The 12,673-nt window shown below is 61.4% G+C and carries 8 protein-coding genes and 1 riboswitch; of the genes, 6 read left to right on the top strand and 2 right to left on the bottom strand.

Going from position 1 to position 12,673, the window contains the following annotated elements; translation table 11 throughout:
* Positions 1 to 39 precede the first annotated feature (39 nt).
* The 4 genes from AC07O2_RS21455 (at position 40) to AC07O2_RS21440 (ending at position 6,705) form a co-directional block, all read left to right on the top strand.
* Entirely contained in the window at positions 40 to 948 is a 909-nt protein-coding gene (locus tag AC07O2_RS21455; protein WP_495234309.1) for a TauD/TfdA dioxygenase family protein, read from the top strand.
* A gap of 101 nt (positions 949 to 1,049) precedes the next feature.
* A riboswitch (glycine riboswitch) is annotated at positions 1,050 to 1,158 on the top strand.
* 158 nt (positions 1,159 to 1,316) lie between these two features.
* The gene (locus AC07O2_RS21450; RefSeq protein WP_495234308.1) at positions 1,317 to 2,537 is read left to right on the top strand and encodes a D-amino acid dehydrogenase; all 1,221 of its coding nucleotides are present in this window, start codon (positions 1,317 to 1,319) and stop codon (positions 2,535 to 2,537) included.
* 820 nt (positions 2,538 to 3,357) lie between these two features.
* Positions 3,358 to 4,134, top strand: coding sequence for a substrate-binding periplasmic protein (locus AC07O2_RS21445; RefSeq protein ID WP_495106724.1), 777 nt, complete (start codon positions 3,358 to 3,360; stop codon positions 4,132 to 4,134).
* A gap of 111 nt (positions 4,135 to 4,245) precedes the next feature.
* Positions 4,246 to 6,705: a putative bifunctional diguanylate cyclase/phosphodiesterase gene (locus tag AC07O2_RS21440; RefSeq protein ID WP_495234307.1), complete on the top strand. Its 2,460-nt coding sequence runs from the start codon at positions 4,246 to 4,248 to the stop codon at positions 6,703 to 6,705.
* A gap of 46 nt (positions 6,706 to 6,751) precedes the next feature.
* Here the strand turns inward: AC07O2_RS21440 and AC07O2_RS21435 are convergent, their stop codons facing one another.
* Positions 6,752 to 9,514, bottom strand: a complete 2,763-nt coding sequence (locus AC07O2_RS21435; protein WP_495234306.1) for a DEAD/DEAH box helicase — start codon at positions 9,512 to 9,514, stop codon at positions 6,752 to 6,754.
* Positions 9,515 to 9,547: 33 nt separating this feature from the next.
* Complete coding sequence (locus AC07O2_RS21430; RefSeq protein WP_495234305.1) at positions 9,548 to 10,447, bottom strand: LysR family transcriptional regulator; 900 nt, start codon at positions 10,445 to 10,447, stop codon at positions 9,548 to 9,550.
* A 98-nt stretch (positions 10,448 to 10,545) separates the two neighbouring features.
* Here AC07O2_RS21430 and AC07O2_RS21425 point away from each other — a divergent pair, with 98 nt between their 5' ends.
* Entirely contained in the window at positions 10,546 to 11,343 is a 798-nt protein-coding gene (locus tag AC07O2_RS21425; RefSeq protein ID WP_495234304.1) for a substrate-binding domain-containing protein, read from the top strand.
* 11 nt (positions 11,344 to 11,354) lie between these two features.
* Positions 11,355 to 12,659 carry an MFS transporter gene (locus AC07O2_RS21420; RefSeq protein ID WP_495234303.1) on the top strand — a complete coding sequence of 435 codons (1,305 nt, stop codon included), beginning with the start codon at positions 11,355 to 11,357 and terminating at the stop codon, positions 12,657 to 12,659.
* Positions 12,660 to 12,673: the final 14 nt, after the last annotated feature.

Raw genomic sequence — 12,673 nt, 5'->3', positions numbered from 1 at the left:
AGGTGTTTTCTTAACCACCGTCACTCCAAAGGAAATTGCATGTCCGCTGTTCTCAATGCTCCCCAGGCTGAAGTCATTCCCACACTCGATATCCATCCTTTGGCGGGGCGGATTGGTGCACGCATACAAGGCGTGCGCCTGTCGGGCCAGTTGGCGCCCGAAACCTTTGCTGCCATCCACCAGGCGCTGCTGCAGCACAAGGTGCTGTTCTTCCGCGGCCAGCAGCATCTGGACGATGCCGAGCACCAGCTGTTTGCCGGGCGCTGGGGCAGCATCGTGCCGCACCCCACCGTGCCCTCGCGCAGCGGTACCGAGATTCTGGAGCTGGACTCGAACCACGGCGGCCGGGCTAATTCCTGGCATACCGACGTGACCTTCGAAGCCGCTTATCCCAAGGTATCGGTGCTGCGCGCGCTGACCATTCCGCAGCAGGGCGGCGACACGGTGTGGGCGAATACCGCCGAGGCCTACAAGCAGTTGCCGACCGAGCTGAAGGCCCTGGCAGATACCTTGTGGGCGGTGCATGGCAACGACTACGACTACGCCGCCACCCGCGTCGAAGTGGATGCCCACGGCGCCAAGCATTACCGCGAAGTGTTTACCTCGCGCCTGATCGAGGCCCGCCATCCGCTGGTGCGCGTACACCCCGAAACCGACGAGCGCAGCCTGGTGGCCGGGCATTTCCTGAAGCGCTTTGTGGGCTACAACACCCACGACTCGCAGCGCCTGTTCGAGATCTTCCAGCACCACATCACGCGGCTGGAAAACACCGTGCGCTGGCATTGGGCCGAGGGCGATGTGGCCATCTGGGACAACCGCGCGACCCAGCACTACGCGATCAACGACTACGGCGACCAGCACCGCGTGGTGCGCCGCGTCACCGTGCATGGTGACCTGCCGGTGTCGGTGCACGGCAGGCGCAGTGCGGCCGAGCCTGCGAAAAATTAGAGCGCGGTTCGGCCGGGTAAATCAGTCGGCCTTATGGGCGGATTCAATTGATTGACCGAGCCATTACGGTCCTGGGGTACGCGAACCCCATGCGATAATTGCGGCAGGTACCGGGAGAGTCTGGGGCCCTTGTTGCTCAACAAGTTTGCCCACAGCGCCGAAGGAGCAACCGCCCCGGAAACTTTCAGGCAAAAGGACCGGTACCTGTCACACACATCTGAAGAGCAACCGGGTTTCGTCACCCGGTTCACCGCAGGAGCAAGCGGCTTGGCTATGTGCCGGTCGTGAATCTCTCAGGTCCAAAACAGAGGGGCGATAGCTGCGCACGCTTGTTGCTATCCCCACTTTGACGTTTTGGAACTCTCATCATGAAAAAGTTTGCTGTTATAGGCGGCGGTATTACGGGCGTGACCACGGCATATGCCCTCGCAAAGCGGGGTTTCGCGGTCACTTTGTTTGAAAAACACCGCTATGCGGCCATGGAAACATCGTTTGCCAATGGCGGGCAGTTTTCGGTGTCGAACGCCGAGGTATGGAACCATTGGTCTACCGTGCTCAAGGGGCTGAAGTGGATGCTCAAGAGCGACGCACCTTTATTGGTCAACCCCAAGCCGAGCTGGCACAAGCTGGCCTGGTTTGCCGAGTTCATTGCTGCCATCCCGCACTACGAGAAAAACACGGTGGAGACCACCCGCCTTGCCATTGCTGCGCGTGAGCACCTGAATGCCTGGGCGGATGCGGAAGGGCTGGACTTTGACCACAAGCGCGAAGGCATTCTGCACATCTACCGTGACAAAGCCAGCTTCGACCATGCCGGCAAGGTCTCCAAATTGCTGGCCCAGGGCGGGCTGGAGCGCCGCGCGGTCACACCGCAAGAAATGCGCGCCATCGAGCCCACCTTGGCTGGCGACTACTACGGCGGTTACTTCACTGAAAGCGACACCACGGGCGACATCCACAAATTCAGCACCGGCATGGCCTTGGCGGCCGAGCGCCTGGGCGTGCAAACCCGCTATGGCCAGCACATAGATGCCGTGCAGAGCGATGGCAAACAGGTGACTGTCACTGCCAATGACGGTGCCCAGCGCCAGGCCCATGTTTTTGACGGTGTGGTGGTTTGCGCCGGTACCGCCAGCCGCGACCTGGCGGCGCAGCTGGGCGACCGCGTCAACATCTATCCCGTCAAAGGCTATTCCATTACGGTGAATTTGCAGGATGCACAAAGCCAGGCTGCTGCACCGATGGTGAGCCTGCTGGACGACGGCACCAAATTGGTCACCAGCCGCTTGGGTGTGGACCGCTTCCGCGTGGCCGGTACGGCGGAGTTCAATGGCTATAACCGGGATATCCGGGCCGACCGCATCCGTCCTTTGGTGGAATGGGTACAGCAGTGCTTTCCGGGTGTGCGCACCGAAAGTGTGGTGCCCTGGGCCGGGCTGCGCCCCATGATGCCCAACCTGCTGCCTCGGGTGGGCAAAGGCAAGCGACCTGGCGTGTTCTACAACACCGGGCACGGGCACCTGGGGCTGACTCTGTCGGCCGTGACGGCCGATATGGTGGGCGCCATCGTTGCCTCTAGCTACGCCTAGCCGGTTATTCGCTTAGGCGCACGTAGGTGGACAGCAGACTGCTTTTGTTGACCACACCCAGTTGTGCGCTGGTGCAGTAAGCGACCAGCAAGGATGCACCCAGCGCGGCCAACTGCACCATGGAGCCCTCTCGGGTCTATGGAGCCGCCGCTGGCGATGCTGAGCAGGGAGGAGCCGCTGCGGACCAGACTGGCTTGCACGGGAATATGGCCGTTGCCCAGCGCGACGGCTTCCATATAGTCGCTTGGGGCATTTCGTGGGGTGCGGTTCTGGGCCCAGGTGAGCAGCGCACCTGCCAGCAGTCCACCCAGACTGGGTACCAGTATGCGCTGCCAGGCTTGCAGTTGCATGGCAATGGCGACCAGGCCGCCACCTTGTCCCAGCACCAGGCGGTCCAGCTCGAACAACGCACTACGGAAACCAATGGTTACCAGTGTACCCAGCGCACCTGCAGGCACGGACCAAAAAAGCATGGCTGGCAATTCGCTGCCACGTCATCCTTGTTTCCAGCGCGCTGCCCATGCTTGGAGATGGGCTTGTATATGCATCATGCTTCGGTTTGAATGATTCTGCAGGCAGGGTGATGGCGCGCATACTTCGAGACCATCGCTGTGGCCGGCATGTAACCTGCTTGGGGGGCCTGCGATCACTAAATCTTAAGGCTCATAAGGGGCTCATACTTGTAACGTGTAGTATGGCGATCTTGTCTAGGCATATTTCTGTAATTGCTTTCTTCAATAGTAGACTCTTTCATAACTTACGGGTTCAAAGGGCGTTCATGTGCAACCGTTTTCCATTCAAAGAGACATGGTCTCGGTGCGTGCGTCCGGCATTCTTGCTGGTCGTTCTGGCGTCGTTGGCATCGTTTGCTTGGGCGACTGAAACTTGTAAACAGCTGGTTGCCACAGGCAACCCCGAATACCCGCCGTATTTGTGGCGAGATCCCGCCGACAGTAACCGTCTGATTGGCGCGAATGCCGATTTGATGCAAATGGTGGCCAAGGAGATCGGCATTCCGATCGAGGTACGTTATGCCGGCTCCTGGGCCCGTGTGCAGGAAGAGGCCAAGCTTGGGCGTGTTGATCTGGTTGCTGGCGCTTTCTTTACTGTGGATCGCCTGGACTATATGGACTACGTTTATCCGTCGTTCCGCGAGACGCGTTCCCTGGTGTGGGGCCGCCAGTCTGCTCCGATCAAATACCAGCGCTGGGCGGACCTGCAGGGCCTGTCTGGTGTAACCGTTATTAATAATAGTTTTGGCGAGGATTTCGACCGTTTTGCCAAAACTTCACTGAAGATCGCTACCGTACCTAGCCTAGAGCAGGCGCTCAAGATGTTGCAGCTAGGGCGGGTGGACTATTTGGTGTACGAGGAATCGCCGGCCTTGGCCTACATTGCCAAGCTGGGTATAGATGGGCTGCTGCCCATGGCCACATCGATCAGCAACGAGAGCCTGTACCTGACGCTTTCACACAAGTCTCCCTGTAACAGCAGCGAATTGCGTGCTGCATTGGCCAAGGCCATGTACAAGCTGGCACGTCAAAACGCGATGAAGAAAATGATCGATACCAACATCCAGCTATGGCGCACGAAATAAGGCCCATGTCTACGGGAGGCTGCCGGTGTACTTAGCTCGCATTTACCGCCACTGCTTGGAGGTCATCCATCGGAAAAGGACCGCGTGCCGAAGCTATCCCTAAGACAAATCATGACGCTGGGCGTAGCGCTCGGCATTGTGTTGCCAGCCTTGGTGCTGGGTAGCCTGCTTCTGAACAATCGCTACGAGCGTGAGTTGACCTTGCGCATACGCGAGCCCATGCTGCAATACACGCAGTTGCTGTCCAGCGGCCTGGGCATGCCGATTTGGAATGTGGACAAGGCGGTGGCTAAGCAGTTGATCGATTCGGTCACGCGCAATGCCGACGTGGTGGCCGTGACGATAAAAGACGAGTTCGGCAATGTGTTTGTCTCCAGCGAGCTGTCTGCGCGCCGCCAGGGCACGGTGCTGAGCCAGCAAAGCGATATCGTGATGGATGGCCGGCGTGTGGGCCAGGTCACAGTGGAGCTCAGTACCGACCGCGTGGTGCGTCAGCTGTGGGCCGACTTCACCAAGCTGGGCCTGTTTATCCTGGCCCAGGTAGGCATTTCATTCCTGCTGGTGTTTTTGCTGGTGGAACGTCGCGTGGTACGCCCTCTGTATCGGCTGCAAATGGCCACCGCCAGGTTGGCGCGCGGCGAGCTGGAGCAGGCGCTGGACTGGCACAGGCATGACGAGATCGGCAGCCTCGCGCACAGCCTGGACCAGATGCGCGAATCCCTCGGTCGGGCCATTGCCGAGCGTGACGCCAAGAACGCAGATCTGCAGCACGAACTGTATGACCGGCTGCGGGCCGAACACGCGCTGCGCTTTACCGAGGCCAAGTTCAAGGCCATCTTCCATGCCTCGCCGCTGGCCATGACGGTGAGCCGCAATGAGCCAGACTACCTGATTGTCGACATCAACGACGCGGGGCTGCGCCAGTTCGGCCTGCTGCGCGACGACCTGGTCGGCGCCCGCCATGCGGTGCTGTGGTGCAACCCACAAGACCAGAGCAATGTGCTCAATGTGATTGAGCGTGTCGGCCATATCAAGGGCTACGAGGCCTGGCTGCACCGGGGCAACTTGCTGCCTGCGCACGCCCTGGAGGACCAGGCTGCAGGTGTCAAGAACACGATGGTGGAGGGGCGTGAAGACGCCATGCTGTGCGAAATCTCGGGCCGCAAGATCGACCTGGGCAGTGAGCAGCTGTTCGTCCTGGTGCTGGAAGATGTGACCGAGCGCAAGCGTGCCGCCCAGATGATCTGGAACCAGGCCAACTTTGACCGCCTCACCGGTTTGCCGAACCGCCATATGTTCCAAAATCGGCTGGAGCAGGATATGGCAGCTGCCCAGCGTGATGGCCGCTCTCTGGCGCTGGTGTTTTTTGACCTGGACTTGTTCAAGGAAGTCAACGACACCCTAGGGCATGAAGTAGGCGACATGCTGCTGCAGGAGGCGGCACGGCGCCTGCGCATGGGGGTGCGGCAGACGGACCTGGTGGCCCGCCTGGGGGGTGACGAGTTCACCTTGATTCTCAGTGGCCTGACTGATATAGGCTACGTACACCAGATCGTGCAGGGCGCGCTGCAGCGTCTGGCCGAGCCCTTTTTATTGGCTGGGCAGCAGGTGCATATCTCGACCAGCGCTGGACTGACCTTCTACCCGCAGGACGCGACCCAGGTCGAGGCCCTGCTGAAGAACGCCGACCAGGCCATGTATGCCGCCAAGAGCCAGGGGCGCAACCGTTACACCGTGTTCACGCCGTCCATGCAGGACGCTGCGCAAAAGCGCATGCGACTCATCAATGACTTGCGTGTGGCCATAGCCGAGCAGCAGTTCAGCGTTTTCTACCAACCCATCGTGGACCTGAGGACTGGCCATATCCACAAGGCCGAGGCCTTGATCCGCTGGCACCACCCGGTGGAGGGCATGGTCAGCCCGGCCGATTTTGTGCCTATCGCCGAAGAGACCGGCATGATCGTGGATATAGGCAACTGGGTTTTCAGCGAGGCGGTCCAGCAGGCGGCGGTATGGCGCAAGACGCACGACCCGCAGTTCCAGGTCAGCGTGAATGTATCGCCGGTGCAGTTCCGCAACGAAGGAATAGACCAGGTGACCTGGATGGCGCATTTGCAGGCTGCTGGCATGCCGGGCGATGCGGTGATGATCGAGATCACCGAAGGCTTGTTGATGGACGCCGGCGGCAACGTCACCGAGCAACTGCGCGGTTTCCGTCAGGCTGGCATAGGCCTGTCTCTGGACGACTTTGGCACCGGCTACTCCTCGCTGTCTTATCTGAAGAAATTTGACATCGATATTCTGAAGATCGACCAGGCTTTTGTGCGCAACCTCACTGCCGGTTCGGACGATATGGCCTTGTGCAATGTGATCATCGTCATGGCCCACACCCTGGGCTTGAAAGTGGTGGCCGAGGGCGTGGAGACGCAAGAGCAGTGCGATCTGCTGGCTGCTGCCGGTTGCGACTACGGCCAGGGGTATCTGTTTGCGCGGCCCACGCTGGCGGCAGAGATGCCTTTGAATCTGGCGTGGAAGCCCGCGCACCAAGATACTTACACAATGAGCATCTAGCGCTGATATTAGCTGCGTTGGTTGCTATATTTTTTGTAGTTTGAGTCTAGAGCCGACTGCCTGTTCGACCCCAGCGGCGGGCAGCTTCTTCCGGGCTTTGCGGGATTTCTAAGTTCTGCGTCAAGGCTTTCAGTGGCGCCAGCAGCGCATCCAGATCAGCCGCATCAAACTTCAGTGCTCCGGCCGCGTCGTGACCCAGCACGCTGTCGGCCAACGCCAGTTTGCGCGCCTGCAACTCCAGCATGCGTTCCTCGATGCTGCCCTCGACCACCAGCTTGTAGACGAACACCGGTTGGTCCTGGCCGATGCGGTGGGCGCGGGCGGTCGCCTGTTCTTCCACGGCCGGGTTCCACCACGGGTCCATGTGGACCACGGTGTCGGCAGCGGTCAGGTTCAGGCCCACGCCACCGGCCTTCAGGCTCAGCAGCAGCACCGGCACTTGCTGCGCCTGGAAGCGCTGCACCACACTGCCGCGCTCTTTGGGCGGGGTCTTGCCGGTCAGGCTCAGGAACGGCAGTTCCAGCGTATGCAGCAGTTCGGCCACCAGCTCCAGCAGCTCGGTGAACTGCGAGAACACCAGCACCCGCCGGCCCTCGGCCACCAGCTCGGGCAGCATGTCGGCCAGCAGTTCCAGCTTGGCGCGTTCCATGGTCTTATTGGGTTTGCTGCCTTTGACCAGGTATGGGTCGCAGCAGACCTGGCGCAGCTTCAGCAGCGCGTCCAGGATGCTGATTTGCGCGCCGTTGAAGCTCTGGCGTTGCAGCACGCGGCGCACCTGTACGTCGGCGGCGGCGCGCACGCCCTCGTACAGCTCGCGCTGCTGGCCTTGTAGCTGTACCCGCTGAATCACCTCGGTGCGCGGCGGCAGTTCGCTGGCCACGTCCTGCTTGCGTCGGCGCAGGATGAAGGGCCGCACGCGCTGGGCCAGCAGAGCGGCGCGCAGGGTTTCACCGTTCTCTTCGATGGGCTTGCGCCAGCGCGCGGCGAAGTGACGCGCATCGCCCAGAAAGCCCGGCATCAACCAGTCGAACTGCGCCCACAACTCGCCCAAGTGGTTCTCCATCGGTGTGCCAGTCATGCACAGGCTGTGGCGCGTCTGTAGCCGGCGCAGCGCGCGGGCGCTGCGGCTGCCGGCGTTCTTCACCATCTGCGCCTCGTCGAGTATCACCAGATGGAAGCGCTGTGCCGCCAGTGCATCCATGTCGCGCCACAGCAGCGGGTAGGTGGTCAGCACCAGGTCGTGGTCTGCTATCTGCGCAAACAGCCCGCTGCGTTCCGACCCCTGCAATGTCAGCACGCGCAGATCCGGGGCCATGCGCTGCGCCTCGACTTGCCAGTTGAAGACCAGCGAGGTCGGCAGCACCACCAGCGCCGGCAGATCCAGCCGGCCGGCATTTTTTTCGGTCAGCACATGGGCCAGCGCCTGCGCGGTTTTGCCCAGGCCCATGTCGTCTGCCAGGATGCCGCCCAGGCTGTGCGCGCGCAGATACTGCAGCCAGGACAGACCTTCCAGTTGGTAGCCGCGCAGCTGCACCTGCAGGCCCGTCGGCGCGGCCACCGGCTGCGGTGCACCCAGCGCCTTCAGGCGCTTCGCCAGACTCGCCAGGCCCAGATCGCCCTCCAGCTGCCAGGCGTTGTGCGCGCCGACTCTGTGGGCGTCCAGCAGACTGGCGCGCAGCGCATCCAGGCGCCGCGCCTCCCAAGCGCCCAGCTTCAACAGGCCCAGGTTCTGCGCGCGCAGCGGGTCGGTCAACAAGTCGACCATGGCGCCGATGATGGCCTTTAGCGGTGCCGCCGGCGCGTCGATGCGGCGGCCGCCGGGTGCGCGCAGCGAGACGATGGCCAGGTCGTCGATGGCGGCGATCTGCGCGGCGTTCAGCCAGCGGTGGTCCCGGCGCAGCAGGTCGGCCAGCATCGGCGCCAAGTCCAGCGTTTCCCCGTCGATCTCGATGCCCAGGCTCAGCAGCCAGGCGCCTTCGCGCGCTGGCAGCTGCAGCTTCTCCACGCCACGCCCGGGCTTGACCAGTGGGCTATCCAATTCCTTGCCCAGGATTTCGCCAGTGTCCGGGCTGACCACCAGCTTCCAGCGCTGCACCGGCACGCTCTCATGGGCGAAGCCGGGTTTCACCACCACCGACCAGCCTTGGGCCTGTAGCTGCGGCACCTGGTCGGCCCAGAAGTCGCCGAAGAATGCTTCCTGCGGCAAGGTCCACACCGGTCCCAGCAGCGGGCTGTGGTCGCGGCTGCGCCACTGGAATGCGCTGGGGTCCAGCGGCACGAAACCCATGTCCCACACGCGGTCCATCGCATCCGCCTCGGCCGCCAGGTCGCGCCGCATCTTCAGCACCGGGCCGCCGGTGTCGAACAGCTCTTGCAGCGCGGCAGGACGGTTGTTCAGTATCGATGTCGGTGCCGGCGCTTGCCAGCGCGCGCCGCTGTCGGTGTGGTACGTCCAGTCGAACTGCGCCAAGGTCACGCTATCGCCGCGCGGCCCCAGCTTGCCCTGCGGTTTCAGACCCAGCAGGCCATCGCCGCGGCCCAGGGTTTGCAGGGTGAGGCGAGGGCGGAAGTGGCCGGTGACGCCGTCGGTCGGTGGTGCGGGCGGCGGTGGTGTCTCCACTACAGGCGGACGGTCCATCCGCAGCAAGGCCATGACCCGCGCGGCATCCTCGTCGGCTAGGGTCGGCAGGCTTTTCAGCGTCTTTGCGTCGGCCTGGCGCCGCAGTGCATCGACCCAGGCGGCCACTGCGTGGTCGCGCGCATCACTTGCGGACGATGGAGCAGCGGAACGGATTGGGGAGCGGGCCATGCGGAGATTGTGCCGCGCTGGTCGTCAGAGGGGCTAGGTGGATCGAATCGCGGTAATCAGTATGTCGGCCAAGGTCTGGGCCGCACCATGCAGCTTGTCACCCTTGCGAACAATCAACCCCAGTGTGCGCGTGATGGCGGGGTCTACCAAGGGCACGCCGACCAGGCCTGGATGCAGCACGGCGTCCAGTGCCAAGCCAGGAATGATGGCAACACCCAGGCCGGCCGCCACCAGGTTGATGGCACCCGTCACATGGTTGACTTCGTATTGGATACTGGGCCTTTTCGCCGACTTGGCAAACGCGCTGTCGATGATCAGTCGATTGCCGCTGCTGCTGGATACCGATACCAGCGGCTCTTTCTCCAGCAATTTCCAGGCGACGGTCTTGCGCTGCGCCAATGGATGGCTGCTTGGCACCACGGCCACATAGCGTTCTTCGCGAATGGGCATGAAATCAAGATCGGGCTCTTGGCTGCCCAGAAAGTTCAAGCCGAAGTCTGCATGCCCTGCGGTGACGCTGTCCAACACAATCTGTGCACTTTCATCAATCACCTTGACGCGTACCGCAGGGTTGCTGTTGTGGAAGTCTTTTAAAACCGATGGCAGCAAATGGTTGGCCACCGACGGAATGCAGGCAATGGTGACCTTGCCGGTGCGCGCCGCGGCCCTGGCTTCAAGCCCCCGGTAGGCAAATTCCAGCTCGTCCATGATGGCTTGGGCGTGCTTCAAAAACTGCCGGCCCGCGTCGGTCAGAGACACCCGTCGGGTGGTTCTTTCCAGCAGCCGACTTTTCAAATCGCCTTCCAGTTTTTCGATACGCCGGCTTAAAGCGGGCTGCGATATGAACAGGCTCTCTGCCGCCGCCTTGAAGCTCGATTTCTCTGCTACGGCGATGAACGCCTGGATTTCTCCAATGTCTGTATTGATGCGCATGGTCTATCAATATATCAAATTAATGCAATTGTGTTTCTAATTGAAGGCACGCATCATCCGCCCCCAACCGCACACTTACAAACACAAAAGGAGATGATGTGAAATTAGGACTCAACACGCGGCGCAGCTTGCGCCTCCTCATCCTGGCGATCGCGCCGGCCATGGCCGCAGTTGCGACGGCGGACGAAATCCATGTGGCAAGCTCGGGTGGTTTCGCTGCCGCCTACCGCGCCTTGGCGCCCGGCTTCGAGGCCCGCACCGGGCACACATTGGTGGCGGTGTGGGGCCCTTCGATGGGTGAAACCTCGGGCGCCATCCCCAAGCGCCTGGAACGCGGCGAGCCCATCGACGTCGTGATCATGGTAGGTGATGCCCTGGACAAACTGATCCAGCAAGGGCGGGTGGAAGATGCCGGCCACCGCCTGTTGGCCAACTCAAAAATTGGTGTCGCCGTCAAGGCGGGATCCGCCAGGCCCGATGTCACAACGGTGAATGGCTTGAAGCAGGCACTTCTCAACACGCGGTCTATCGTCTACTCCGATAGCGCCAGTGGCGAATACCTGTCGAAGGTATTGTTTCCACGCCTAGGCGTTGCGGACCAGATCCGCAGCAAGAGTCGCATGATTCCCGCCGAGCCCGTAGCCCAGGTTGTGGCACGGGGGGACGCGGATTTGGGCTTCCAGCAAGTCAGCGAATTGCTGCCAGTCGCTGGCATCGATTTTGTGGGCGAGCTTCCCGATGAGGCGCAGCAACTCACACCCTTTTCCGCCGGCGTGGTGGCGGGTACGAAGCTGCAGGGCGCCTCCCTGGCTTTGATCGATTACCTCAGCTCGGCCGAAGCCGTACCGCTGATCCGCAAGACGGGCCTGACCCCGGCCCCTGCTGCCGCACACTGAAAGAACCCACCATGGCTAATACAAAAAAAACGGAGCAATCCAAGCTGTCCACTGTGTTGCGCGTGACCAGCGGCAACTTTCTGGAAATGTTCGACTTCTTCCTGTACGGGTTCTACGCTACGTACATTTCCAAGACCTTTTTCCCCAGCAACGACGAGTACGCATCATTGATCCTGACCTTCGCCACGTTCGGCGCTGGTTTTCTGATGCGGCCTTTGGGCGCTGTCATCCTGGGTAGCTACATCGACCAGATCGGACGACGCAAGGGGCTCATCGTCACGCTGGGCATCATGGCGCTGGGCACGGTGTTGATCGCCTTTGTGCCGGGCTACGCGACGATAGGCATCGCCGCACCTATTCTGGTGCTGGTCGGACGCCTGCTGCAGGGCTTTTCGGCTGGTGTGGAGCTGGGCGGCGTGTCGGTGTATTTGTCCGAGATGGCCACCCCCGGTAACAAGGGCTTCTACGTGAGTTGGCAGTCCGCCAGCCAGCAGGTTGCCATCATGGCGTCGGCCATCATTGGCTACCTGCTGAGCCAGTGGCTGTCGGCGGAGCAAATCGGCGCCTGGGGCTGGCGCGTGCCGTTCTTCATCGGCTGCATGATTGTTCCGGTAATCTTTGTGATTCGACGCTCGCTGCAGGAGACAGACGAGTTCCTTGCTCGCAAGCACCACCCCACGTTCAAGGAAATCCTGCGCTCAATAGGCTCCAACTGGCGCGTGGTGGTTGCGGGCATGATGATGGTGGTGATGACCACCGTGTCTTTCTATCTGATCACGGTCTACACACCCACCTTTGGCAAAAGCGTGCTGAAGCTTAGTACCGCAGACAGCCTGTTGACGACCTTCTGCGTCGGCATGTCGAACTTCTTCTGGCTGCCGGTGATGGGCGCTTTGTCAGACAAGGTTGGGCGCAAGAAGATACTGGTGGTCTTCACCGTGCTGCCCATCCTCACGGCGTATCCCATCATGTCTTGGCTGGTCGCCAACATCAGCTTCGAGAATCTGCTGGTGACTGAACTGTGGCTGTCCTTTATGTACGCCAGCTACAACGGCGCTGCCGTAGTAGCGCTCACAGAAGTCATGCCCGCCCATGTGCGTACGGTGGGCTTCTCTCTGGCCTATAGCCTGGCGACGGCTATTTTTGGTGGCTTCACCCCGATGCTGTCTACTTGGCTGATTGAGGCTACTGGTGATAAGGCCGCTCCGGGCTACTGGATGACCTTCGCCGCGGCGTGTGGCCTGGTTTCGGTGTTCATGCTGTACGGCCGTTCGCGCTTCTCCGGAACGTATGCTGCCGCATACGCGGCGAAATGATCCGCTGGTGGTTG

It is taken from the genome of Rhodoferax sp. GW821-FHT10B06 (genome assembly GCF_059415605.1).
Note: the sequence above shows the minus strand (reverse complement) of the source record. Positions and strands in the feature narration are given on the sequence as shown.